General features: G+C 68.3%; 28 protein-coding genes and 2 pseudogenes. 12 read left to right on the top strand and 18 right to left on the bottom strand.

Translation table 11 applies throughout. From position 1 onward, the window contains the following. Positions 1 to 72: 72 nt before the first annotated feature. On the top strand, positions 73 to 1,215 hold the full coding sequence (locus tag NOW55_RS06550) for an acyl-CoA dehydrogenase family protein (protein ID WP_256399288.1): 1,143 nt from the start codon (positions 73 to 75) through the stop codon (positions 1,213 to 1,215). On the opposite strand, the gene NOW55_RS06545 is transcribed toward NOW55_RS06550, so the two are convergent. Further along, a complete protein-coding gene (locus NOW55_RS06545) occupies positions 1,216 to 1,473 on the bottom strand; it encodes a hypothetical protein (RefSeq protein ID WP_256399287.1) in 258 nt (85 codons plus the stop codon). It lies immediately after the preceding gene. A gap of 98 nt (positions 1,474 to 1,571) precedes the next feature. On the opposite strand from NOW55_RS06545, the gene NOW55_RS06540 reads away from it, so the two are divergent. Both NOW55_RS06540 and NOW55_RS06535 read left to right on the top strand, forming a co-directional pair. Next, positions 1,572 to 1,781, top strand: coding sequence for a hypothetical protein (locus NOW55_RS06540; RefSeq protein ID WP_256399286.1), 210 nt, complete (start codon positions 1,572 to 1,574; stop codon positions 1,779 to 1,781). A gap of 64 nt (positions 1,782 to 1,845) precedes the next feature. Beyond that, on the top strand, positions 1,846 to 2,391 hold the full coding sequence (locus NOW55_RS06535; protein ID WP_256399285.1) for a GNAT family N-acetyltransferase: 546 nt from the start codon (positions 1,846 to 1,848) through the stop codon (positions 2,389 to 2,391). Between the two features lie 24 nt (positions 2,392 to 2,415). Here NOW55_RS06535 and NOW55_RS06530 read toward each other — a convergent pair whose 3' ends face one another. From NOW55_RS06530 to gdhB, 3 genes are all read right to left on the bottom strand, one after another. Continuing rightward, positions 2,416 to 3,672, bottom strand: coding sequence for a Glu/Leu/Phe/Val family dehydrogenase (locus NOW55_RS06530; RefSeq protein WP_256399284.1), 1,257 nt, complete (start codon positions 3,670 to 3,672; stop codon positions 2,416 to 2,418). A gap of 80 nt (positions 3,673 to 3,752) precedes the next feature. Continuing rightward, entirely contained in the window at positions 3,753 to 4,625 is an 873-nt protein-coding gene (locus NOW55_RS06525; RefSeq protein ID WP_256399283.1) for an HpcH/HpaI aldolase/citrate lyase family protein, read from the bottom strand. Between the two features lie 73 nt (positions 4,626 to 4,698). Next, positions 4,699 to 5,982, bottom strand: coding sequence for a glutamate dehydrogenase GdhB (gene gdhB / locus NOW55_RS06520; RefSeq protein WP_256399282.1), 1,284 nt, complete (start codon positions 5,980 to 5,982; stop codon positions 4,699 to 4,701). Positions 5,983 to 6,274: 292 nt separating this feature from the next. Here gdhB and NOW55_RS06515 point away from each other — a divergent pair, with 292 nt between their 5' ends. Further along, the gene (locus NOW55_RS06515; RefSeq protein ID WP_256399281.1) at positions 6,275 to 6,763 is read left to right on the top strand and encodes a MaoC family dehydratase; all 489 of its coding nucleotides are present in this window, start codon (positions 6,275 to 6,277) and stop codon (positions 6,761 to 6,763) included. Positions 6,764 to 6,791: 28 nt separating this feature from the next. Here the strand turns inward: NOW55_RS06515 and corA are convergent, their stop codons facing one another. Together corA and NOW55_RS06505 are read right to left on the bottom strand one after the other, a co-directional pair. Next, the gene (corA, locus tag NOW55_RS06510; protein ID WP_256399280.1) at positions 6,792 to 7,760 is read right to left on the bottom strand and encodes a magnesium/cobalt transporter CorA; all 969 of its coding nucleotides are present in this window, start codon (positions 7,758 to 7,760) and stop codon (positions 6,792 to 6,794) included. Next, complete coding sequence (locus tag NOW55_RS06505) at positions 7,757 to 7,918, bottom strand: hypothetical protein (RefSeq protein WP_256399279.1); 162 nt, start codon at positions 7,916 to 7,918, stop codon at positions 7,757 to 7,759. Before NOW55_RS06505 ends, corA begins: the two co-directional genes overlap by 4 nt. A gap of 81 nt (positions 7,919 to 7,999) precedes the next feature. On the opposite strand from NOW55_RS06505, the gene NOW55_RS06500 reads away from it, so the two are divergent. Continuing rightward, a complete protein-coding gene (locus tag NOW55_RS06500) occupies positions 8,000 to 8,428 on the top strand; it encodes a DUF3054 domain-containing protein (protein ID WP_256399277.1) in 429 nt (142 codons plus the stop codon). 15 nt (positions 8,429 to 8,443) lie between these two features. On the opposite strand, the gene NOW55_RS06495 is transcribed toward NOW55_RS06500, so the two are convergent. Then, on the bottom strand, positions 8,444 to 9,670 hold the full coding sequence (locus NOW55_RS06495) for an MFS transporter (protein WP_256399276.1): 1,227 nt from the start codon (positions 9,668 to 9,670) through the stop codon (positions 8,444 to 8,446). Positions 9,671 to 9,944: 274 nt separating this feature from the next. Between NOW55_RS06495 and NOW55_RS06490 the strand changes: the two genes are divergently transcribed. Both NOW55_RS06490 and NOW55_RS06485 read left to right on the top strand, forming a co-directional pair. Continuing rightward, entirely contained in the window at positions 9,945 to 10,187 is a 243-nt protein-coding gene (locus NOW55_RS06490; RefSeq protein ID WP_256399275.1) for a DUF8015 family protein, read from the top strand. Positions 10,188 to 10,240: 53 nt separating this feature from the next. Continuing rightward, entirely contained in the window at positions 10,241 to 11,239 is a 999-nt protein-coding gene (locus tag NOW55_RS06485) for an ornithine cyclodeaminase family protein (protein WP_256399274.1), read from the top strand. A gap of 24 nt (positions 11,240 to 11,263) precedes the next feature. Here NOW55_RS06485 and NOW55_RS06480 read toward each other — a convergent pair whose 3' ends face one another. Then, positions 11,264 to 12,031 (bottom strand): DUF7509 family protein, encoded by a 768-nt coding sequence (locus NOW55_RS06480; protein ID WP_256399272.1) that lies wholly within the window; start codon positions 12,029 to 12,031, stop codon positions 11,264 to 11,266. A 133-nt stretch (positions 12,032 to 12,164) separates the two neighbouring features. On the opposite strand from NOW55_RS06480, the gene NOW55_RS06475 reads away from it, so the two are divergent. Then, positions 12,165 to 12,557 (top strand): winged helix-turn-helix domain-containing protein, encoded by a 393-nt coding sequence (locus NOW55_RS06475; protein WP_256399271.1) that lies wholly within the window; start codon positions 12,165 to 12,167, stop codon positions 12,555 to 12,557. 30 nt (positions 12,558 to 12,587) lie between these two features. Here NOW55_RS06475 and NOW55_RS06470 read toward each other — a convergent pair whose 3' ends face one another. Genes NOW55_RS06470 through NOW55_RS06450 form a run of 5 tightly spaced genes read right to left on the bottom strand, consistent with a single transcriptional unit; the run spans position 12,588 to position 16,133 of the window. After that, positions 12,588 to 13,289 carry an SDR family oxidoreductase gene (locus NOW55_RS06470; protein ID WP_256399270.1) on the bottom strand — a complete coding sequence of 234 codons (702 nt, stop codon included), beginning with the start codon at positions 13,287 to 13,289 and terminating at the stop codon, positions 12,588 to 12,590. Positions 13,290 to 13,347: 58 nt separating this feature from the next. Continuing rightward, entirely contained in the window at positions 13,348 to 14,364 is a 1,017-nt protein-coding gene (locus NOW55_RS06465; protein WP_256399269.1) for a presenilin family intramembrane aspartyl protease PSH, read from the bottom strand. Positions 14,365 to 14,421: 57 nt separating this feature from the next. Beyond that, on the bottom strand, positions 14,422 to 14,643 hold the full coding sequence (locus NOW55_RS06460; RefSeq protein ID WP_256399268.1) for an H/ACA ribonucleoprotein complex subunit GAR1: 222 nt from the start codon (positions 14,641 to 14,643) through the stop codon (positions 14,422 to 14,424). Then, positions 14,640 to 14,921: a signal recognition particle subunit SRP19 gene (srp19, locus tag NOW55_RS06455; protein WP_256399267.1), complete on the bottom strand. Its 282-nt coding sequence runs from the start codon at positions 14,919 to 14,921 to the stop codon at positions 14,640 to 14,642. The genes NOW55_RS06460 and srp19 overlap by 4 nt, the downstream gene beginning before the upstream one ends. Positions 14,922 to 14,966: 45 nt before the next feature. Continuing rightward, the gene (locus NOW55_RS06450) at positions 14,967 to 16,133 is read right to left on the bottom strand and encodes a PGF-CTERM-anchored ABC transporter substrate-binding protein (protein WP_256399266.1); all 1,167 of its coding nucleotides are present in this window, start codon (positions 16,131 to 16,133) and stop codon (positions 14,967 to 14,969) included. A 70-nt stretch (positions 16,134 to 16,203) separates the two neighbouring features. On the opposite strand from NOW55_RS06450, the gene btuC reads away from it, so the two are divergent. The 4 genes and pseudogenes from btuC to NOW55_RS06435 all read left to right on the top strand — a co-directional run bounded on the left by btuC (position 16,204) and on the right by NOW55_RS06435 (position 19,503). Further along, positions 16,204 to 17,331 carry a vitamin B12 ABC transporter permease BtuC gene (gene btuC / locus NOW55_RS06445; protein ID WP_256399265.1) on the top strand — a complete coding sequence of 376 codons (1,128 nt, stop codon included), beginning with the start codon at positions 16,204 to 16,206 and terminating at the stop codon, positions 17,329 to 17,331. A 56-nt stretch (positions 17,332 to 17,387) separates the two neighbouring features. Beyond that, a pseudogene (locus tag NOW55_RS21015) lies at positions 17,388 to 17,813 on the top strand (ABC transporter ATP-binding protein); the annotation flags it as partial. Between the two features lie 159 nt (positions 17,814 to 17,972). Then, on the top strand, positions 17,973 to 18,566 hold the full coding sequence (locus NOW55_RS21010; protein ID WP_497007273.1) for a hypothetical protein: 594 nt from the start codon (positions 17,973 to 17,975) through the stop codon (positions 18,564 to 18,566). 43 nt (positions 18,567 to 18,609) lie between these two features. Next, positions 18,610 to 19,503 (top strand): hypothetical protein, encoded by an 894-nt coding sequence (locus NOW55_RS06435; RefSeq protein WP_256399263.1) that lies wholly within the window; start codon positions 18,610 to 18,612, stop codon positions 19,501 to 19,503. A 7-nt stretch (positions 19,504 to 19,510) separates the two neighbouring features. On the opposite strand, the gene NOW55_RS06430 is transcribed toward NOW55_RS06435, so the two are convergent. The 5 genes and pseudogenes from NOW55_RS06430 to NOW55_RS06410 form a co-directional block, all read right to left on the bottom strand. Beyond that, entirely contained in the window at positions 19,511 to 19,804 is a 294-nt protein-coding gene (locus NOW55_RS06430; protein WP_256399262.1) for an SUI1 family translation initiation factor, read from the bottom strand. Positions 19,805 to 19,859: 55 nt separating this feature from the next. Further along, positions 19,860 to 20,218: pseudogene (locus NOW55_RS06425) on the bottom strand (CoA-binding protein). 263 nt (positions 20,219 to 20,481) lie between these two features. Beyond that, positions 20,482 to 21,510: a tyrosine-type recombinase/integrase gene (locus NOW55_RS06420; protein WP_256399261.1), complete on the bottom strand. Its 1,029-nt coding sequence runs from the start codon at positions 21,508 to 21,510 to the stop codon at positions 20,482 to 20,484. Next, positions 21,507 to 21,917 carry a DUF5805 domain-containing protein gene (locus NOW55_RS06415; RefSeq protein WP_256399260.1) on the bottom strand — a complete coding sequence of 137 codons (411 nt, stop codon included), beginning with the start codon at positions 21,915 to 21,917 and terminating at the stop codon, positions 21,507 to 21,509. The genes NOW55_RS06420 and NOW55_RS06415 overlap by 4 nt, the downstream gene beginning before the upstream one ends. A gap of 818 nt (positions 21,918 to 22,735) precedes the next feature. After that, positions 22,736 to 23,635: a phosphoribosyltransferase HisG-related protein gene (locus NOW55_RS06410; protein WP_256399259.1), complete on the bottom strand. Its 900-nt coding sequence runs from the start codon at positions 23,633 to 23,635 to the stop codon at positions 22,736 to 22,738. Positions 23,636 to 23,673 lie beyond the last annotated feature (38 nt).

The raw sequence follows: 23,673 nt of genomic DNA, 5'->3' as shown, positions 1-23,673 counted from the left end.
GGTCTCTCGGGCAGTCGTCCCGGTGGGGTCGACCTTCGGCATTTTTATTTCGACCCTCGGCAAGTGTTGCGTATGGACTTCACGCTGCCGGACGAGCACCGGATGATCCGCGAGGAGGTGCGGCGCTTCTGCGACGAGGAGATCGAGCCCATCGCACAGGAGATCGAGGACGAGCACCGCTTCCCCGAGGAGATCTTCGACCAGCTCGCCGAGCTCGACGTGATGGGCGTGCCCATCTCCGAGGAGTACGGCGGTCTCGGCGGCGACACGCTGATGTACGCCGTCGTCGCCGAGGAGCTGGGCCGGGTCTCGGGGTCGGTCGCGCTCTCGTACGTCGCACACACCTCGCTGGCCTCGAAGCCCCTCGAACTGTTCGGCACCGAGGCACAGAAGGAACGCTGGCTCCAGCCGCTCGCTTCGGGCGAGTACCTCGGCGGCTGGGCGCTCACCGAGCCGAGCAGCGGCTCCGACGCCTCCGACATGGACACGACCGCCGAGAAGGACGGCGACGAGTGGGTGCTCAACGGCACCAAGCAGTTCATCACGAACGCGAGCGAGGCCGGCAGCGTCCTCGTCAAGGCCGTCACCGACCCCGGCGAGGGCTACGGTGGCATCTCGACGTTCATCGTCGACCCGGAGGAGGACGACGGTTTCGAGGTCACCACGCTCTGGGACAAGATGGGTCTGAACGCCTCTCCGACCTGTGAGATCAAGCTCACCGACGTGCGCCTGCCCGAGGACCGGATGCTCGGCGACCGTGGCGACGGCTGGGAGCAGACGAAGAAGACGCTCGACGGTGGCCGCATCTCCATCGCCGCCATCTCGACCGGGCTCGCACAGGGCGCGTACGAGGCCGCCAGGGAGTACTCCAAGGAGCGCGAGCAGTTCGGCCAGCCCATCTCGAAGTTCGACGCCATCCGCGACAAGGTCGTCGACATGGACCGCAAGATAGAGCGCGCCCGGCTGCTCACCCACAAGTCGGCCTGGCAGTACGACCAGGGCCAGTCCGTCACGAAGTCCTCCTCGCTGGCGAAGCTCGACGCCAGCGAGGCCGCCCGGGAGGTCGCGGAGGACGCGGTGCAGGTGCTCGGCGGCTACGGCTACACCGAGGACTTCTCCCCGCAGCGGTTCTACCGCGACGCGAAGCTCATGGAGATCGGCGAGGGAACCAGCGAGATACAGCACCTCGTCATCGGCCGCGAACTCGGCCTCTAGTCAGAAACCGCGGCGCTCGTACTCCTCGTCGTTGCCACCGAGCCGTTCTCTCGCCCGTTCGACGTTCGCCCGGAGCGCGAGCACCATCCCGGCCAGCAGCACGACGCCGATGACGACACCCAGCTCGTAGAATCCTTCGGCACGCAGCCACGGGAACACCACCAGCCCGTAGCCGAAGAGGACGACGACGTAGACGTTGTTGTACTCCTTGAAGAACCCCTTGAGCGAGTCCGTAACCGACCGGTCGGAGTCTGACATCCCTTACCAGTATCGGTCCAGCAGGCAAGAATCCACCGGAGCCAAGTCGCTTTGGCCGACGTTTGAACTGGTTCGCGCACCCGTCTCCGGGTGGAGCTATGACCGACCACCAGCACGAGAACGGTTCGGCAGGCGACACGGTCGACGAGGCGCTCGACAGTCTCCGGTCGAAGCTCGACGAGTTCGGGGACGGCGGCGGCACGAAGGACAAGGCCGCCGAGAAGGGCCACGAACTCGTCGACGAGCTCGAGGAGACGATCACCGGCCTGACGGGTTCGAACGACGATTCGTCGTCGTCGCGGTACTGACCCCTCCGACAGCGGCACCCCCGACAGTCGCAAGGTTCTCCGTGTCCACGCGAGGACACCCGGTATGGACGACCTCGTGATTCGTCGGTTCACCATCCCCGACACCGACCCCGTCTGGCGCGTCCACGACCGGGCGCTCCGTGCGTCCGCGATGGACTACGACCCCGAGTACAACCGCTACCTCCGCCACCTCGAACGCGAGTTCTTCGAACCGGGCGGCTGGTTCACCGTCGTCGAGGCCGCCGACTCGTCGGTGGCGACGACCACACGGGACCACGCCGACGAGCCGCCCGTCGTCGCCATCGGTGGGTTCCAGCCGCTCGCGTACGTGCGCGAGGACTCCGCGAACCCGCCCTCGTGGCTCCCCGCCGACGAGACGGAGACGTGCAGAGTCCGGAGCGTCGCGGTCGCGCCCGACCTGCAGGGCGAGGGCATCGGCACCGCGCTGCTGGCCCGGCTCGAACAGCGGGCAGTCGAACGTGGGTTCGAGTACACCGTCCTCCAGACGGACACGGCGATGGACCAGGCGTGTCGGTTCTACGAGCGCCGTGGCTACGCGTCGCTGGCCGAGACTGACGGGGAACGCTGGTACGGAAAACGGCTCGACTGACTGCGGAGGCGGTTCGGCCGAGGCTCAGGGCCAGTTGCCCGAATCCAGGTACGCGTCGACGACGCGCTGGATGGCGTTGACGTAGCACGCGGTGCGGAGGTTCGGCGTGTCGAAGGACTCGTGGGCCTCGGTCAGGCGGTCGAAGGCGTCGACGATGATGGTCTCCAGTTCGTCGTTGACGCGCTCTTCTGACCAGTAGAACCGCTGGCGGTTCTGGACCCACTCGAAGTACGAGACGGTGACGCCGCCCGCGTTCGCGAGGATGTCGGGGACGACCCACACGTCGGACTCGGTGAGCACGTCGTCGGCGTCGGGCGTGAGCGGGCCGTTCGCGGCCTCGACGATGATGTCGGCCTGCACGTCGCGGGCCAGCTCCTCGTCGATGGCGTTCTCCAGGGCCGCCGGGATGAGGAGATCGACGTCCATCGTCAGCAGGTCCTCGTTCGTGAACTCCTCGTCGGCGTCCTCGTAGCCGGAGACGGAGCCCGTCTCGCGCTTGAAGTCCTTGATGGCGACGGGGTCGAACCCGTCAGCCTTGTGGACCGCACCGGAGGAGTCGGAGACGGCGACGACGTCGGCACCGAGCTCGTCGACGAGCTTCGCCGCGATCCAGCCCGCGTTGCCGTAGCCCTGCACGGCGACGGTGGCTTCGCTGATGTCGCGGTCGAGGTAGTCGAACACCTCGCGGGCGGCGAGCATCGTGGAGCGGCCGGTCGCCTCGACGCGACCCTCGCTGCCGCCGGACTCGATGGCCTTGCCCGTGACGACGCCGGGTTCGGTCTTGTCCTCCAGTGTCTCGTATGTGTCCTTGATCCAGTTCATCTCGCGCTGGCCCGTGTTCACGTCGGGCGCGGGGATGTCCTTGTCCTCGCCGACGATCGGGCGGAGCTCCTTCGCGAACGACCGGGTGACACGCTCGAGCTCTTCCGCGGAGTGCTCGGACGGGTCGATGACGATGCCGCCCTTGCCCCCGCCGTAGGGGATGCCGACGGTGGCGCACTTGTAGACCATCCAGCCCGAGAGCGCCTTGACCTCGTCACGGGTGACACCTGGGTGGTAGCGGATGCCGCCCTTGTACGGGCCGCGGTCGCCGTTGAACTGCGACCGGAACGCCTTGAAGCGACCGATGCTCCCGTCGTCCATGTCGACGGAGAGGTTCGTCTCGAGCACTCGTTCTGGGTGTTTCAGCCGCTCGATCACGTCGTCCCGGACGTCGAGGTACGCGGCTGCGTCGTCGACCTGCTCCTGGAGACTCTCGAATGGATTGGCCTCGTCTGTCATCAGGCGAAAAAACTCGGAGGTGGGGGTTAAGCGTGGCGGAATTAATACAATAGGGTTGAATTAAATGTGATTTGACACCCTTATACGTCGTCCCCGGCACGAGCCCGCTCGACGACGCGCTCGGCCTGTGCGATGAGAGGAGCGTCTATCATCTCGCCGTCGAGCTGGAAGACACCCCGGTCCTCCTCGTCGGCCTCGGCCGTCGCCGCGAGCACGCGCTCGGCCCACTCGACGGCGTCGGCGTCCGGCGTGAACGCCTCGTTGATGACCGACACCTGCGAGGGGTGGATGGCCATCTTGCCGTCGTAGCCGAGTTCGATGGCAAACTCCGTCTCCTCGCGCAACCCCTCGCCGTCGGAGAAGTCGGTGTAGACGGTGTCGATGGCGTCCACACCCGCTGACGCGGCCGCGAGCACGACGTGCTCGCGTGCGTAGAGCACCTCCGTCCCGTCGTCGGTCCGGGTCGCACCGATGTCCGCCGAGAGGTCCTCCGCCCCGAACACCAGCGCGTCGGTGGCCTCGGCGGCGGCGACGGACTCGGCGTGGAGGACGCCGGCCGCGCTCTCGACCAGCGCGAGGACCGGTGGCGTCTCCCCGGGCACCAGCGCGTCGAGCCCGTCCAGGTCGTCGCCGTCGGTGCACTTCGGGAGCATCAGGGCGTCCGGACGGGCTGCAGGTCCGTCGTCACCCGCGCCGTCGAACAGTGCCTCGACGTCCTCGTCGGCCGTCGCGCCGGAGCCCTCGACGGGGTTGACCCGCACGCAGACCTCGGCGTCGGGCTCGAACTCGGGGTCCGCCAGCACCGTCCGGACTGCGTCGCGGGCCTCGGCCTTGCGGGCCGGTGCGACGGCGTCCTCGAGGTCGAAGACGATGGTGTCCGCACCGGTGCCGGGAGCCTTCCGCATCAGTTCCGGTCGGTCGCCGGGGGAGAACAGCACGCTTCGTCTGAGCATACGGGAACCGACGGCGGACGGGGTGTTGAAACTCCCGGGTCGGACCGTCGGTCGGCGGGCGCGACCGGTCGGCCTACGGCCAGAGCCCGCGTGCCCCGTGGGCCTCGCCGACGCGCTCCAGCGCGACCGCGTAGGTCGCGTCGCGCCAGGTGAGGTCGCGCTCGTCGACCTGGTCGCGGACCGCGTCCCAGGCCTTCAGCATCTCGGTGCGCAGCTCCTCGTTGACGCGGTCGAGCGACCACTGCCGTCGGTTGATGTCCTGTAGCCACTCGAAGTAGGAGACGGTGACGCCGCCCGCGTTCGCGAGGATGTCGGGCAGGACGGGGATGTCGCGCGCCTCGAAGACGGCGTCGGCGGCGGACGTCGTCGGACCGTTCGCGCCCTCGACGATCATGCTCGCCTGCACGTCGTCGGCGTTGTCGGCGGTGAGCACGTTCCCGACCGCGGCGGGGATGAGCACGTCCACGTCGAGTTCGAGCAGCTCCTCGTTCGCGAGCGTCTGCGGGGCGTCGTAGCCCGACACCATGCCGGGCCGCTCGTCGTGGTCCTCCACGTCGCGGGTGTCGAGGCCGTCGGGGTCGTAGATGGCACCGTCCACGTCGCTGACGGCGACGACGGTCGCGCCGAGATCGTCGAGGTAGCGGGCGGCGTACGCGCCGACGGAGCCGAAGCCCTGCACGGCGACGGTCGTCTCGTCGACGTCCCAGCCGTAGTAGTCGATGGCCTGCTCGGCGATGATGCCGACCGAGCGGCCGGGTGCGCCCTCGCGCCCGTAGGAGCCGCCGATGACCGGCGGCTTGCCGGTGACGACGCCGGGCGTCGTCTCGCCCTCCTGCATCGAGTACGCGTCCATGAACCACGCCATCTCCTGCGGGCCGGTGCCCATGTCGGGGGCAGGGATGTCGTGCTTCGGTCCGATGACGTCGCGCAGCTCCTGTGCGAAGCGGCGGGTGAGCCGCTCCTTCTCCTCGTCGCTGAGGGTCTTGGGGTCGACGACGATGCCGCCTTTGGCACCGCCGAACGGGAGGTCCATCACGGCGCACTTCCAGGTCATCCACATCGACAGCCCGATGCACTCCTGCTCGGAGACGCCGGGGTGGTAGCGGAGGCCGCCCTTGAACGGGCCGCGCACGCTGTCGTGCTGGGCGCGGTAGCCGGTGTACACCTCGGTCGTGCCGTCGTCGCGCTTGAGCGGGATGGACACCCGCTGGACGCGGTCGGGGTGGTTCAGGCGTTCGATGACGCCCTCGTCGATGTCGACCAGTTCGGCCGCGCCGGCGAGCTGTCGTCGGGCGGTCTCGAGTGCGCTCTCCTCGTGCTGTTCCGTCTCGTCTTCGGCTGGTGTGGCTGTTGACATTACTGTGGCCTCCCACCGATGCGTGCGCACGGGGGCCGTCGGTTCCCGGTGGGAGTCGACGACGGCGCTCCTATGCGAGTCCGTGGCACGGCATCTGGCGAAGTTCGACCGGCAGTGAGAACTCCCACGTGGTGGGGCTGCCGGTGCATCTACGGGCCGTACCCTGCAGACGAATTTAAACAAAACGGTTTCGGTCGGGGCAGAAGTTACTATCCGGACGTGAGTGAATCGAACGCGCCGGGACGGACACCGAAGCGCACCGACTAAGGGCGGCCCGCGAGTCGCTCCGGATATGACCGGGCTCTACTACGAGGAGTTCGAGGTCGGCGAGACCATCGAGCACGAGCGACGCCGAACCGTCTCAGAGAGCGACAACCAGCGCTTCTGTGACATGACGATGAACCAGCAGCCGCTGCACCTAGACGAGTCGTTCGCCAGCGACACCCAGTTCGGCGAGCGCCTCGTCAACGGCATCTACACGATGGCGCTCGCTGTCGGCGTCTCCATCCCCGAGACGACCGACGGCACCATCGTCGCGAACCTCTCCTACGACGACGTCGAGCACCCCACCCCGGTGTTCCACGGCGACACCCTCCGCGTCCAGTCCACCGTGACGGACAAGCGCGAGACGAGCGACGGCGAGCGTGGCGTCGTCACGATGCACGTCGAGGCGTTCGTCGTGGACCTCGACGACGACGATGGTCGTGGGGACGACGAGGTGCTGGTCTGTGAGTTCGACCGGACGGTGCTCTCGCTGAAGCGCGAGACGGACGACGACTGAGGACGGGCCGGCGGCCCGCGTCGGACCGCTACAGCCAGCCCTCTCGCCGGAAGTAGAGGACCATCACGCCAGCGATGCCGGCCATCCCGAGCATGACGGCGTGGTAGGCGTACGGCCACGACAGCTCCGGCATCGTCTCGAAGTTCATGCCGTAAATACCGACGACGAACGTCAGCGGCAGGACGATGGTCGCGACGACGGTCAGGGTCTTCATCACCTCGTTCGTGGACATCGACAGCGAGTTCAGGTAGATGTCCCGCGCGCCGGTCACCAGGTCGCGGTACGTCTCGTTCAGCTCGACGAGCTGGACGACGTGGTCGTACACGTCGCGGTAGTACTTCTCGGTCGTCTCGTCCACGAAGTCCAGGTCGCCCCGGGCGAGCACGCTGACGGCGTCGCGGGTGGGCCAGAGCACGCGCCGCACGGAGAGCAGGTCCCGGCGGAGCTCGTTGATGTCCTCCAGCAGGTCGAGCCCGGTCGCGCCGACGACCTCCTCCTCGACGGCCTCGATGTCCGATTCGATCTCGTCGAGCACGTCGAAGTAGCTGTCGACGATGGCGTCGACGATGCGGTACGCGGTGAAGTCCGGGCCCCGGGCGAGCAGGCGCTTCTCCTCGCGGGTGACCGCGTCCCAGACGAGCCCGACCGCCGGGATGGTCTGGGTCGACAGCGTGACGAGCCAGTCCGGGCCGACGAAGATGCCGACGCTCCGGGTCTTCACCTCCTCCGCGAAGGTGGTCTCGCCCTCCCGGAGTGTCGCGGTCTTCAGCAGGACGAACAGGTGGTCCTCGAACTGCTCGACCTTCGGGCGCACGTCGTTGCGCACGTCCTCGAGCTCGAGGGCGTGGATGCCGAACGTCTCGCCGACGGCCTCCAGCTCCGCCGCCGTGCCGTCCGAGACGCGGATCCACGTCGTCCCCTGGGCGTCCTTCGCGGCGGCGAGGTCGTCGTGCTCGTCGACGCCCTCGGGCTGGAACACGTGGCTCTGGACGGTCACGAGCCGCCACCCCCGAGGCCGACCGCGGTGAGCGTGAGGCCGACCATGATGCCGACGAGCGTGAGCTCCCGGCCGGGGTACGCCGTCGACACACCGACGCCGTAGCCGACGAGCCCGGCGACCGTCAGCGCGAGCCCGAGCACGAACGTTCGCTCCATGGTACTCCGTCCGGGGGCGTCGACAAAAGCGTTGGCGCGGAAACCGGGAGAGCGAAGGCCCTCCCGACCCAACCGCCGACCATGCACGCGCTCGAACGCCTCTCGACCGCGGACGGCACGACGGCGGGCGACCGCCTCCGCGTCGTCGCGGTCGACATCGTGGTTCTCTGTGCGCTCATCGTCGCGGGTGAGCTCCGTCACCAGGTCAACCCGGTCGAACAGCCCCTGGCGGTCGCAGAGACCGCCGTGCCGTTCCTGCTGGGCTGGGCGGTCGTGGCGACGCTCGTCGGCGCGTACGGCGAGCGCGCGATCTCGGACCGGCTGTGGTCCGTCCGCACCGCGGTCGGCGGCTGGCTCGGCGCGGTCGGCATCGGGGCCATCCTCCGGGGGTCGCCGTACTTCGCCGGCGCCATCCCGTGGACGTTCCTCGCGGTGATGGCGGGGCTGGGAACCGTCGCGCTCGTCGTCACCCGTTTGGCCGTGGTGACGCTGCTCTCCTCGACTCGGTAGCGACCTCGCCCGAACTCAGCGACGGCCGAGGATCAGGCTCGCCGTCGCGCCGAGCATCCCGATTCCGGCGAGCACCAGGAACAGTACGTCGACGTTCGCGTAGGTCAGGATACCGCCCGCGATGGTGCCGCCGAGCGCGCCGACGCCGAACACACCGAGGTAGGTGTAGCCGTAGGAGAGGCCCCGCGTCCCGGCGGGAGTGTGCTCCGCGACGGCGGCCTGGTACAGCGGCTGGACGACGAACACGGCGACGCCGAGGACGCCACAGAGCGCGAGCACCGGCAGGAGCCCGAGCTCGGAGACGGGCACGAACACCAGCGCGAGCAGGCCGAGCAGACCGAACGCGAACGGAAGCGCGCGGCTCGGTGCCACGCGGTCGGTGAGCCGTCCGCCGACGTACTGTCCGACGACGCCGACCATCAACAGGCCGCTGTAGACGTACCGGCCGGGTTCGAGCGTCTCGCCGCCGAACTGGACCGGCTGGAGCGACCGGAAGTCGCCGAGGATGTCCGGCAGGAAGGTGAGCACGCCCCGGTAGTACAGCCCGGAGCAGACGACGATTGCGAAGATGACGAGGAAGCCGCCGGCGAACAGGCGCTTCGAGCCGGCGACGAACTCCGGCCACGAGCTGACCGCGTCCGCCTTCGAGTCGCCCGTCTCCTCGCCACCGTCGGCGACGGCGGCACGTTCGTCGACGTCGAACCGGAGCGCGAGGGCGGCCCCGAGGACGGCGGGGAGCGTGAGCACGAGCGCGACGCCGCGCCAGTCGAGGACGAGCAGGAGCAGCGTCGCGGCGAGCGGGCCGAGCGCGATGCCGACGTTGCCGGCCATCCCGTGGTAGGCGAACGCCGAACCGCGGGCCTCGACGCCACGGCTGATGAGCGAGAGGCCGGAGGGGTGGTAGACGCTGGCCGCGATACCCCAGAGACAGAGCGCGAGGACGATGACCCAGATGGACGTCGCGACGGACAGCAGCGCGAACGAGCCCGCCATTCCGAGGAGACAGCCCACGATGAGCCGCTTCGAGCCGACGGTGTCCGCGAGCACTCCGCCGGGGAGCGCGCCGAGCCCGAACAGCCCGTAGCCGACGGTCGTGACCACCCCGAGGGTCGCCGCGTCGACCGAGAGCGTCGGGCTGGCGAGCCAGACGCTCACGAAGATCGGGATCGAGAGCTCGTAGGTGTGCACCATCGCGTGACCGAGCGTGACGAGCGCGACGATGGCGCGGTCGTTCCGGTTCACACGTACACTGTCGACAGGTCGCCCGTTCAACGCTCCGGTTCCGGCAGCCGCCCGTGTGGAACGGTACCATCCCTTCGAGTACTTATTTACGTGATGCCCGAAACCAGAGGTTAGCGATGCGAAAACCACCGTACTGCAGCACGATTACCGGGTAATAAGATTTCTATAACTTACGAGAATCCGTTGCAGCAAATACCGGTTCCCAACTGGTGAACTACCCGGGAGATATCTCCCAAACCTTTTTATGTGACTTCCACATAGTTGTTAGTACATTATGACTGGGTACTACGACATCGTTCTTGGCCTGATTCCCGTCTCGTTCATCGGAGGAACCGCCGCGCTGACCACGCTCGCGGACCTGGCCCTGAGCACGGCCATCCCAGTCGCCGCCGTGCTGTCGGTGCTGCTCATCGGCCACGCGATGTTCGTCAACGCACCCGTCGACGCCGTCGCCGAGCACTCCGAGCACGCACAGCCCTCGACGACCAGCACGGCCGCCCCGCCGCAGGCCGACTGAGACCGACGTACCCAGCACCGCTCTTTTTGGTGCCGGCTCCCGATTTTCCACGCATGACGACCGCCCGCTTCCTGACGAGTAGCGATGTCGCCGACCTCGCCTCGCCCGCCGAGTACGTCGACGCCGTCCGCGAGGGCTACCGCCAGCGCGGCGAGGGTGCGGCCGCGAAGCCGCGTTCGACCCTCCGCAACGACGACCCCCCGGGGATGCTGTTCAGCTACGCCGCCATCCTGCCCGACACGGGCGCGATGGGCGGCTACATGTACTCCGCCGGCTTCGGCGAGGTCGACGCCTGGTTCGTGACGCCGCTGTTCGACGCGGAGAGCGGCGCGCCGCTGGCGCTCGTCGACGGTGCGCACATGAACCCGTTCAAGACCGGCGCGGCGGGCGCGGTCGCCGTCGACGAGCTCGCCCGCGAGGACGCCACGAAGCTCGCGGTCATCGGCTCCGGTCCGCAGGCCCGCGGCCAGCTCAAGACGACGATGACCGTGCGCGACTTCGAGACGGTGAACGTCTTCTCGCCGACGAAGGACAACCGCGAGTCGTTCGCGGCCGACATGAACCGCCGGTACGACGACGCCGCGGTCGGTGCGGTCGCGTCCTCGGCTGCGGCGGTCGAAAACGCCGATGTGGTCATCACGGCGACGACCGCCCCGGAGCCCGTCTTCGACGGCGACCTGCTCGAAGCGGGCACGCACGTCACCGCGATGGGGCAGTACCACCCCGAGAAGCGCGAGCTCGATCACACGACAATCCGTCGGGCGACCTACGTCCCCGACCTCCGCGAGCGGGTCACGCAGGACGCCGGCTCGTTCATCTCGGCGATGGAGGCCGGGCTGGTCGACGAGGACGACATCCACGCCGAACTCGGCGAGGTCGTCGCGGGCGAGGTTGAGGGTCGGACGAGTGACGACGAGATTACCGTCTTCGACTCCGGGGGGACGGGCATCGAGACGACCGCCGGCGCGTACCTGCTGTACGAGAAGGCCATGGACCGGGACCTCGGCACCGAGATCGAGTTCGCGCCCGCGAGCGAGGCGCTGCAGGGCTGAGACACGAGAACGGACGACCGCGGCCTACTCCTCCGGCGCGTACGTCTCGCCGGGCACGAACACCGGGAGGTCGGTGTCGCGTGCCTCGCGGGTGAGCGCGTCGAACCAGTTCCGGACCTTGTCGTGGAGGTCGTCCCGCCGGCGGAACTCGTCGTAGCGCACGTCGAAGCCGTAGGGGAGTTCGTCGACCGTCGCGCTGCCGAACTCGGCGTCCTGGTAGATGGCGACGCGCTGGCCGGGCTTGTGCGTCGTCGCGGGGTTCCCGCGGCGGAGGTGGAACTCGCCGAGGATGCCGCCGGTTTCGGTGCCGACGCCGGTGGTCAGCCCACCCTGTGTGAACAGGAACAGCACGGCGTCGCTGTGGGCGGCGAACGCGATGGACTGGTCGAGCGGGGCCATCCCCTGCACCTCGGGCTCGTCGTCGTCGCGGCGCTCGTTCAGCTCCCGAGCCTGCCGGTAGGTCGGGATGCCGATGTCACTGGCGATGAACGCCCGGCAGCTGTGGCGGTCGCGCAGCTCGGCACAGAAGTCCCGGAGCGCCTGTTCCATGTCGCCGCGACCGCTGTCGGTGACGTGGTGCGCCGGCTCGAACAGCGGGTCCGCCTGGAACGGCGTCGACAGCCGGTCGCCGTCGTCGTAGGCGTAGGCCGCGCTGAAGGCGGTGTACGGACCCATCACGTACACGGTAAAATCGTTCTGCCGGCTGAATCGCGGCGGCTCCGGGGCCTGTTCGGCCAGGATGTCGGCGATGGGGCGGCCGCCGTAGCGGAAGGTCGTCTGTCCGTCGAACATCTGTTGATTGCGTTCACAGCAGGGGGAAATAAGACGCGGGGGAACGCCCAGAGAACAGTCAGCAGAGAACAACGAAAAATTTCTTTCTAATCGGTGGATACTTATGTCGACACGTCGTACCAACAGGTGTACCATGGCCGCCGAAACCGGAGACCAGCCGACGCCGCCGGACGAACGGGACCTCGAGAGCTACGTCGACGACCGGCTGTTCGACGACAGCATGGGCACGCTCGCGGACCACGCCGCCCGCAAGGCCGCGCTGGGGGACTCCCGGCGCTACGCCGTCGTGTTCCTGCTGTACGAGCGCGACGAGGTGGCCCGGAGCGAGCTCGCCTCCGCCATCGACGACCCCACGTTCGACCTCACCCACCACCTGGGGCAACTGGTCGACGCCGGCCTCGTCGCCCGCACCGGCGCACCCGAGGGTGCAGACGGCCGACGGACGTTCTACGAGATCACCCACCTCGGTCGGCAGGAGATCGAGGCCGACTACCGCAACGTCACCGGGCACGAACCCGGCGAGTAGCCGACTCTTTTCGGCGGCCGTCCTCCTCGCTCAGACGGAGTCCGTGAGTCCGCCGTCCACCCGGAGGTTCTGGCCGGTCACGTAGCTCGCGTCGTCGGAGGCGAGGTACGCGACGGCGTCGGCGATCTCCTCGACGGCGGCGGGCCGCCCCATCGGAATCTCGGCCAGCGTCTCGTCGTCGACCTCGTAGCTGTCGGCGAAGCCCGGCAGCACGCAGTTCATCCGGATGCCAACGTCGGCGTGCCGGTCGGCGTAGAGCTTCGTGAACGCGCCGAGACCAGCCCGCAGCACCGAGGAGACGGGGAAGTCGAGCGACGGCTCGTACGCGGAGAACGTCGAGATGTTGACGACGCTCCCGCCGCCCTGCTCCTCGAAGACGGGCGTGACGAGCCTGGCCATGCGGACGACGTTCAGGAGTACGAGGTCGAGCCCGTCGTGCCAGTCCTCGGCCTCGATGTCGAGCAGGTCACCGGTCGCGGGGTGGCCGGTGTTGTTCACCACGACGTCGATGCGGCCGTACCGGTCGAGCGCCGAATCGACCAGCGCCTCCAGGTCGGCCGGGTCGGTCACGGACCCCTCGAAGCCGACGCCGCCGAGCTCCTCGGCCACCTCCTTCGCCGCACCCGACTTCGACAGCAGGACGGGCGTGTACCCGTCGTCGGCGAGTCGTCGTGCGCACGCTGCGCCGATGCCGCGGCCGGCCGCCGTCACCACCGCTACGCGTTCGGTCATGGGGGGAGAGACGGGAGAACGGTCAAAACCGGTTCGGGCCGCGGCAGTCCGGGCCGGTTCAGAGCCCGAGCGCCGCCATCAGGGGCACGCCGCTGGCGAGCGCGCCGACGAGGTAGCCGCCGATCGCGCCGCCGTTGAGCAGCGGGAGGCCGGCGTGGGCGCGGCCCTTCAGCACCATCCACATCAGCACGAGCAGCCCCGCAATCGTCCCGACCATCGCGGTCAGTCCGGGCAGGTTGAGCAGGATGGGGTCGGTGACGAGCGCGTCCACGGTCCCACCGGGGACGGCGGTGTGGAAGTGGACCGCGGAGACGACGATGATGCTCGGCATGACGGCGTCGCCGAGGCCGATGAAGAACGCGTCGCGCTCCATCGGCGACTGGTCGGTGACCCCCTCGTCGGACGGCTCGGGCGCGTCACCGCCCTCGGGCTGGCCGCCGTTACCGGCGGGCAGCTCGACTTCGTCCGCCGGCTCGTCGTCCGGTGCGCTCCCCATCTCACGGAAGGAGAAGGAGAGCGTCGTCGGCGCGACGAGGACGACGGGCACCTTCATGTCCATGACGCCCTCCGCGAGCGTGAGCATGTGCTCGGTGCCGTAGACGGAGATGGCGTCGTACACCGCGAGCACCGTCAGCAGGAGGATGGCGGGGAACAGGCCGAACGAGATGCCGAACAGGCCGGCGGCGGCCGCACCCATCACCACGCCGGCGGCGTCGATTACCCACCACTCCGGGTAGACGAGCAGGCCGACCGCGATGAGCGCGGCGGGGACCGCGGCGACGAGCGGGGCGAGGAACGCCGCGAAGACGTACCACGAGAGCATCCCGCTCGTGAGGATGATGAACCCGCGGATGAGCCACTGGAGGTCGTACCTGAACGCCAGGAGCATCAGCGCGGTCGCGATGAGGATGGCACCGACGTAGGCGATGCTGTTCGTCGGGTCGTTCGGGTTCTCGACGACCTGGCGGTCCTGTGCCTCGAATGGCTGGACCAGCGAGAGCGCCCCGAGCTGCACGAGGAGGAAGATGGCGACGACGAGGCCGACGGCCCCGAGGACGCGCGTCCGGTCGTTCATGCGCGGTGGTTCTGGCCGGCGGTTTATCCCCTTTCTGTTCGCTGGTCGGCCCCGCCGCTACCGGGCGTACAGCGTCTTACCGAGCAACAGCGCGGGGTCGTCGTCGGTGGTGACTGCGACGTACGGTTTCGAGACCGGGCCGAAGACGTCGACCACACGGCCGACCGCGTTGAGCGACTCGTCGACCGCTTCGGTGCCGATGTCGGGGTGTTCCTCGCTGTCGCTCCGTGCGACCGCGAGCCCCTGTGCGACGCGGACGACCTCGCCGACGCGCTTCATTCGCGGAGGGCGTTGACGTACGCCGCGACGGCTTGGACGATGTCGTTCTTCGAGTCGTCGTCGGGGTTCTTCACGAGGACGCGGCCGCGCTCGCGGTGTCCCTCGCGGGAGTAGCTCTTCTCGCGCTCGATGACCGCGTCGTAGCCGACCTGCTGGACGGCCTTCGCGATCTCCTCGACGTCCGGCTCCTCGACCGCGAGGTCGTCCGGGACACGTCGTCCCTTCGACCGCGTGAGGCCCGCGTCGAAGTACGCGGGGTAGATGACGTTCTCGACCATGCCCCGACCGAGGGGCGGGGGTCGTATCGGCCTTTCGGAGTCGCGTTACGTCCGGCGGGCGATGCCGGCGAGCGAGAGCACGGCGACGAGTGCCGCCACGACGCCGAAGCCGGGCGAGCCGCCGTCGTCGCTACCGGTGGACTCGTCCGTCGGCATATCGGCGTCCGTCTCACCGCCCTCGGTCGCCGTGGTCGTCGCGGTCGTCGCGGTCGTCCCCGTCGATGCCTCGCCGCGGACACTCGCGTTCGCCTCGGCGTAGGCCTCGGGGAACCAGGCCTGCGAGAGGTTCCGCATCACGTAGACGCTGCGCGGTGCGGGCTGGCTGACGTAGTTGCTGTTCAGCACGACCGTCTGGTTCTCCTGGACCGCGACGGTGTTCTGGTAGGCTGGCGAGTCGGGAACCCGGGGTTCGGGCTGTCCGCTGTTGAGCAGCAGCCACTCGACGGTCATGTTGGCGACGACCTCGGGGTTGATGCGTGCGTAGCCCGCCTGACTGTACTCCAGGTCCGCTGTCGCGGCCATGTTCTCCGCGCCCGCGGTGGTGATGAGGTCGCTGATGTACGTGTTCGGGCCGGGCGTCGTCCCGTAGAAGACGTAGAGCGCCTGCGGGGCCTCCTGACCCTGTGCGGCGCGCTGTACGACATCGACCTCGGTCTGCATCCACTCGACCGTCTCGCTCGCGCCCTCGCAGGCACCGACGAGCTGTCCGGTCAGGTCGACCTTCTCCAGCACGGTGTCCATGCTGGTCGCGCTCTGGAACTTGTACACCGTGATGCCGGCGTTGCGGAGCCGTTCGACGGTGTCGTCGCTCACGATGTTCTCCGCGAGCACGAGGTCGGGCTGCTGGGCGACGACGCGCTCGGCGCTGACGAACGCCCGGCCGCTGCCCGAGACGTTCGCCCAGCCGTCGGAGCCATCGAGGTAGCTCGCGTACTGGGTCGCGCCGACCACCGAGCCGCCGGCACCGATCTCGACCATCGTCTGTGCGGCGGCGGGCCCGAGCGTCACCACCGACTCGGGCGCTTCCTCGACCGTCACTTCGGTTCCCGTCGCGTCAGTCGCGGAGAACGGGAACGAACAGTCCTCCTGTGCCGTCGACGCCGTGTTCGCGGCCGCAGACGGTGCCGCGGCCCCCCCGACGGGAACCACGACAGCCGCGAGCGAGCCGACGAGCAGCAGTGCAACAACGAGCGTCGTCCGTGTCGCTGTCATCACACCCAACTCGCGACGTATGCAATAAGTATTTACCTAAAGCAAGTAGATTTGTGAACCAGCACCAGCGATGCGCACAGACCTTCGAGCGGTCGTGTGGTCCGGCGGCCTCGCAGCCCTGCTGCTCGCTACGATAGCGGTCTGCACGGCGGTCGGCCCGGTCGACCTCGCGCCAGCCGCGGTGCTCGCGGCCATCCTCAACGAGCTGTGGCTGCCGACTGGCGCGACCCTCACCGACGGCTCGACCCGCCTCTTCGGCGTGACGCTACTCCCGTTCGGCGTCGGCCTCCAGACCACGCATCCCTTCCACTTCCACGTCGCCGAGACGACCCGGGTCATCGTCGTCTCGCTCCGCCTGCCGCGCATCGCACTCGCGGCCATCGTCGGCTTCGCGCTCGCCGCCGCCGGCACCGTCATGCAGGGGTTCTTCCGGAACCCGATGGCCGACCCCTCCATCGTCGGCGTCTCCTCCGGCGCGGCCGTCGGCGCGGTCATGTTCATCACCCTCGGCGGTGCCATCCCGATCGTCGGCACCGCCGTCCCGTTCGGCATCGAGGGCGCGGCGTTCGTCGGGGCGGTCGCCGCCGCGTTCCTCGTCTACACCATCGCGACCGAGGGCGGCCGCACGCCCGTCGCGACCCTGCTGCTCGCCGGTGTCGCCGTCCAGACGTTCCTCGGCGCGGTCGTCTCGTTCCTCATGGTCACCAGCCCCGAGGGGACGCTCCAGCGGGCGTACTACTGGCTGCTCGGCGACCTCGGGATGAACGCCGCCTGGGAGCCCGTCGGCGTCGCGTTCGTCGCCGTCTCGGCCTGCTTCCTCCTGCTCCTCCCGTTCACCCGGGACCTGAACGTCCTCATGCTCGGCGAGGAGGACGCCCACCACCTCGGCATCGATGTCGAGCGCACGAAGCGAATCCTGCTCGCGGTGTCGAGCGCCATCACCGCCGCCGGCGTCGCCGTCGCGGGCGTCATCGGCTTCGTCGGACTCGTCGTCCCGCACGCGATGCGACTCGTCGTCGGGCCCGACCACCGAATCCTCCTGCCGACGAGCGCGCTCGCGGGCGCGACGTTCCTCGTCGTCGCCGACACGCTCGCGCGCTCGACCGCCGAGGTGCTCCCCGTCGGCATCGTCACGGCCGCCGTCGGCGCGCCCTTCTTCCTGTTCCTGCTCAGCCGCCGGGAGGTGCACGCGCTGTGATCGATATCGACTCCGTCTCCGTCTCGTTCGGCGACGCGACCGTCCTCGACGACGTGTCGCTTGCCGTCGAGCCGGGGACCTTCCTCGGGCTCGTCGGCCCGAACGGGGCCGGGAAGACGACGCTCCTCCGGACCGTCAGTGGCGCGCTCGAACCCGACGCCGGCACCGTCTCCCTCGACGGCGACCGACTCGACGGCCTGGGCTCGAAGGCCGCCAGCCGCCGGGTCGCCGTCGTCCCGCAGGACACCACGGTCTCCTTCGGGTTCACCGCGCGCGACGTGGTCGCCATGGGCCGAACCCCCCACCGCGGTCGCTTCGAACCCTCCTCGCGGGAGGACAGCCGCGCCGTCGACGAGGCGTTCGCTCGCGTCGGCGCGGAACACCTCGCCGACCGTCGCATCGACGAGCTGAGCGGCGGTGAACGGCAGACCGTCACCATCGCCCGCGCGCTCGCACAGGAGACCCCGATACTGCTCCTCGACGAACCGACGGCCAGCCTCGACATCAACCATCAGGTCGAGACGCTCGAACTCGTCGCGGCCCTCGTCGCTGACGGCAAGACGGTCGTTGCGGCCATCCACGACCTCTCGCTCGCGGCCCGCTACTGCGACGAACTCGCGCTGCTCGCAGACGGAGATATCGTGGCTACTGGTTTACCCGAGTCCGTGCTGACACGCGAGCGTCTCGCCGAGTCGTTCGACGCGCGGACCGTGCTCCGGCGCGACCCAGTCACCGAGAGCCTCGGCGTGACCACGCTCGCGCGCCAGCCCGAGGCCGTCGACCGCAGCGTCCACCTCGTCGGCTCCGGCTCTACCGCGGCCCGAACCCTGGAACGGCTCGTCGGTGCGGACGCCAGCGTCACCGTCGGCCCAGTCGCCCCGGGCGACGCGCTGGCCGAGACGGCCGACCTGCTCGGCGTCGAGACCATCGAGCGGTACCCCCACGAACCGCTCGACGACGTGACCCTGGCGGCCGCCCGCGAGGCCGTCGACCGTGCGGCCGTCGTCGCCGTCGCGAATCCCGCGCTCGTCGCCGGGGAGGACGAGGTCTACGAGCTTCTGGAGGGGCGGTCCCCGATGGTCGTCGTCGATGGGGCGGATGGAGACCAGCGCACACCGGACCGTGCCGCCTCACGCGCCGAAACCCTCCGGCGGCGCGGCGAGACAACCGACGTTCGCGGTGTCGTCGACGCAGTCGCACGCGCGAGACGACTCGTCGAAGCGGCGGACGACTGAGGGCGTCCCAACGTTCAAGCGCCGACCGGCCCAACCCCCAACGATGGACAGGGGCCCGTGGCTCGCAGTGGCACTGGTGCTGTCGATGGTGCTCGCCGGCTGTGGTGGCACGGCTGACGTCCAGACGCGGGACCCGTTCTCGGTGCCGGAGACGTCGGCCCCCGACCCCTCGGAGAACGACGTGATGGTCGAGCAGCCGTTCTCGCCGGACCCGGAGACGGACGTCCTCGGCGACCCGGAGATCTTCCTGAACTCCCAGGCGAGAAGACTCGACGGGACGAGCTACAGCCTCGACTACGAGCTCGACGTCCGGTACGGCAACGGGACGGCGTGGAACCACGTCGTGGTGGACGCCCAGTTCGCCCGCAACCGGAGCGTCTACGTCTCGAACGTGACGCGGCGTGGCCCCAGCGTCAACGTGACCAGACTGGCCTACGTGAACGGGAGCGTACTGTACGCGGCCCAGGGTCCGGCCGGCTTTTCACCGGCGACCGCGAACTTCTCCGTGGCCCGGACAGCCGATGGCACGCCGGTGGACCCCGGCGAGGGCGTGACACTGCGGGCGCTCAGTCCCGAGTTCCTCTACAACGGGTTCGCGTCGATGAACGTGACTGACGTGCGTGAACTCGACCGGGTTCCGTCCGGGATCAGTGACCAGCTGTTCTACGTCCGTGCGACGGAGGTCGCGCAGCCGGATACCCTCGTCAACGACGCCCTCTCCAGCGGGGAGGACGTCCGCGTCGAGAACGCGACGCTCGAGGCAATCGTCGCCAACGACGGGTTCGTCTACGAGTACGGCAGCCGGTACACGGTCGTTCGCGAGGACGGCACCCGACTGCAAGTCTCTCGACGGCTCGTCTACCGCGACGTGGGGACGACGACCGTGACCGTGCCGTCGACGTGGGGCACGACCAACGCGACGGCAGCAAGTCGCTGAGCGGACGCTACGATTCGACGTTGTAGCCCCGGTCGCGGAGCAGTTCCTGCACGCGCCCCGCGTGGTCGCCCTGTAACTCGATGTGGTTCTCCTTGACGGTGCCGCCGGTCCCGAGGGCCGACTTGAGGTCGCTCGCGAGGCTCTGGAGGTCGCTGTCGCCTTCGAACCCCTCGACGACCACCATCTTCTTTCCGTACCGTCGCTCATCGGTCCGTACCGTCAGTGTCTGCGTCGCGCGGTCGAGGTCGGACGTCGGGTCGTCGGGGACGTCGAGACCCTCGAACGGGTCGTTGTCACTCATACAGATCTGAACGTAGGCGGTCACGACGGAAGAACGTTGGCTGCGGCGTCTCAGTTCATGGGGTCCGAACGGGCGGTCCGTGTTCGACCTCCTTGCAGCGCTCCTGGACGACGTCGAGCCCTGCCGCCTCGGCGTCTCGTGCCGCCAGGTCGTCCCGTAATCCCGGCTGCATCCAGATCGCCGCCACGTCGTCCCGTTCAAGGGCCGCTGCGACGACCCCCGGAACGTCCTCGCTCGGTCGGAACAGCCCGACGGCGTCGACTCGGCCGGGGACATCGGTGAGCGAGTCGGACGCTGCCAGGCCGAATATCTCGTCCGCGTTCGGGTTGCCCGGCCAGCGCTCGAACCGTGGCGCTGCAGGTACGCGGACACGATGTGTGCCGCCTTCTCGTACGAGGTGGATGCACCAACCACAGCGACACGGTCGTGGCCGAGGAGCCGCCGGAGTTCGTCGGCCGTCCGAGGGCGGAGCCGTGGCGAGAAATCAGTGTCCCGCCACCCGTGACCGAACGCCACCTACCACGAGACCCGCGAAACCGGGGTGGAGATGGCCTGATTCGCATGTCTCCTCGTTCGACGAGGAACCCGGATTTGATATAGCGAAATATGGTTTATTTGTGCGACACCATCCGCCACAAAGCAGTCACAAAATTGTCAAAAACCCGGGCAAGATCCGCTCAGAGGAGCCGATAGACGTTCGATTCGTACACATCCCGCACCTGACCGCCCCAGTTGTGGGTGTACGTGTCGATGATGTCGCTCGCGACGTCGCCGCGGAGGTACTTGACGATGCCCCGGTCACCCGTCCGGTCCCGGAGATGTGTCGTGAAGAAGTGCCGGAAGTAGTGGGGGGTGACGTTCTCCGCCGCCCCGCCGCCTTGCTGGTACCAGCCGTGTTCCCGGGCATGGCGCTCGACGACGTTCCTGACCGCCTGCGTGCTGAGTCGGGAACCCCAGTCGCCCCTCGTCGACAGGAACAGCGGTTCTGCGGGCGATCTGGCGTCCGGCCGGATGGCCAGCCACGACTTCAACACCGATGCCAGTTCGTCGTCGACGGGGATGACGGTCGCCCGCTTTCGTTTGTTCGAGGCCGTCCGCTCCTCGCCGTTGTAGGAGTGCCCACGAGCGGGCTCGGCAGCCACGTACAGCGACTCCGGCCGCCCGTCTAGCTGTAACCGGCCACCGAGGTCGAATTCGCCAGCCAGCTCGGGGTCCGACAGGGCGAGATCGCGCAAATCGAGGTTGCAGAGCTCGCCGACACGAACCCCGGTCTTCAGGAGCGTGAGTACGAGCGCCCGCTCCAGCGGGTGCGAGATGGACCCGACGAAGGTCCGCATCTCCGGGACCGCGATCTCCCGTCGCGTCGGGTCCTTGTCGATGGATTCGTCCATCTCCTCGACGACGAGCGCCATCGGGTTCGAATCGAACTCCCCGACCTGGGTCATGTAGGCGTAGAACCGGTGGACGTAGGAGGCGTAGGACGCGACGGTACTCGGTGCGTGCTGGCCCCTGATCGAGTGCACCCACGCCATGCACTCCCTGCGACCGGCCTCCTCGGGCGTGAGGGACTGTCCACTCGGCCCGCAGCCCTCGTCGTCGAGGAACCCCTCGAACCGCCTGAGGACCCGTTCGTAGGCTTCTCTCGTCCGCTCTGACTTGCCGTGGTACTCCTGGTCCTCCAGATAGTACGCGACCGAGTCGGTCATCGGTCACCCGTGGGGACGTAGCCCCCATCACGCCCACTGTACCGGAGCTCGCCTTCGTCCTGGAGGGTCCCCAGCGCCTCGTCCAGCCGGTCCTCGACGTCGTTGGTGACCGCGGCGACGAGGTCGTCCCACGTCTGGGGTTCGTCGCGGTCGTGGAGGATTGCGAGGACGAGGTCACCCAGCTCTGCATCGTCTGGGTCATCCCCTATCGACTCGTTCGCACCCCCCGTCTGGGCGCTATCGGACGACTCGTCGAGGTCGAACGACCGACGGCCAGCCTGGACCATCGTCCGGACGAACTCGCTCCGACTCATGTCGAGTTCGTCGGCCTCCTCGGCCCACCGTTGCTTCTGGGACGACGGGACGTAGGTCCGGACCGCCGTCCTGGTCGCGTCTTCCTCGCTCACGGCCGGAACACCTCGCTTCGCCGACAGCAAAATCGGGGTGTCTGCGACCCCGTTCTAGGCGGTCGAACCCCAGGGGTTACGTGCTCAGAAAGGGGTTCGTAGTAACGGGGGATTCGGGGTGTTTCGACCTGTGTCCGAGGACGGAATCTGCCGGGTTGGTCACTCCGAGCGATCCCGTGGTCAAACGTCGCGTCGAGTGGTCCACTCATCCGTTCGGGCCGACTCACGGGGTGGTAATCAATCTACCCCTACAATCAGGGATAAGGACTCTTATCTTCTCCAATGGTACTGCAAATAGCGTCGTCTAATCTTCTTATCTATACTTCTGGCCCCGTAAATCGGGGATGCTGGTACTACAAATCTAGATAAGAAACGGACAATTATGTCCTGGTTACCTGGTCGGATTCGGTGGTGCAGTCGGCCGTCGTCCTCGTGGCGGCGCACCTCGACGGTCGGCAGTCTTTCGCCGTCGGGGGTCGGGCGTAGTTGGAGAGGGTAGTGCGGTTCGACGGCGCTCGATTCGGTACTGGCCAGCCGGGGCCGGTTGCTCCAGCCGGTGCGGTCGCTGGCTCCGTCCGGCCCGTCGAAACAATGCCTCCCGGCGGAACGAACCGATAGTGCAGGGTGGGATGCTGGAATCGACCGATAGCTTCGTCGAGCAGCTCGGCCCTACCGGGCCCTGGCGCTCGAACCGTCGCAGTGGCCCGTTCTGTGGGTTCTCCGGGCGGAATACCGGTGATTCGTCGAGATTCGACGACGGTCGAGCGCCAACTGATAAACCAGATATCGCGATATCTAATGCGTGCTCCGGAGCGAACTCATCTGACCGGCAGTTCGGTCTCGACGTCACCGAACAGCGACCTGACGTGCCCGGCGCTGTCGGTCGATTCCGCGACGTTCTCCATCAGCACGGTCTCGCTCGGGAACAGCTGGGTCCCGAGTTCGAGCCCGTGGTCGCGGGCGGTGCCACCGGTCATCGTGAGGTAGACGCCGACGCCCGTGTCCGCGATGCCGGCCTCCTCCTCCTGGCCGTCGTCGGGGTAGCAGAACTCGACATCCTGCATCACGTCGGTACCGAGGACCGCCTCGACCAGGCGTTCGTACCGGGGAGAGATGCAGAGCGCGCCCTCGTACTCGTCGACGAACTCGCGAGTTGCACCGTCGGCGCGGTAGCTGTCGAGGAGCTCCGGCGTCGCCATCAGCGTGTGGTACACCGTGTCCCCGAGCCCCGTGACGACACGGACGTCCGTGTCGTGCGGGTCGATGCGGGCGTTCACGTCCGCGATGGTGTCGAGCGGGTCCGGCCGCAGGGCAACCACCTCCTCCAGCACGAGGTCGGCGCTGTCGAACCCGAAGGCGAACGAGTGGGTCCGCAGCGAGCGGAACGGCTCTTCGCGGCCGACGAGCTGGATGGGCCCGGTCCCGGTATCGACCGTGACGCTGTCGAAGACGACCCGACGGGGGTGGCCGTCGCGGTCGTCACGGAGGAGGGTGAACTCCGGTCGATGCGGATGGCCGAGGTCGCTGTAGTCCGCGAGCCGTTCGTACACGTTGCGGGGGTCGTCCGCGTTCCCCTTCGTGATCGCCTTCTCGTACCGGAGCGTGGAGATGATCGAGTCGGCGAGTTCGGTCGCGTCGGCGCGTGCCGCGACCCGCTCGAGGACTGCCTCCAGCGGACGCCCCTTCCGTGGGACTGCGACGGCTGTCGTCTCGGCCATTTCGCGGACGAACGGCTTCGGAGAAGAAAACGTGTTCG

The organism is Haloarchaeobius litoreus (assembly GCF_024495425.1).
Classification (GTDB): Archaea; Halobacteriota; Halobacteria; order Halobacteriales; family Natrialbaceae; genus Haloarchaeobius; species Haloarchaeobius litoreus.
Note: the sequence above shows the minus strand (reverse complement) of the source record. Positions and strands in the feature narration are given on the sequence as shown.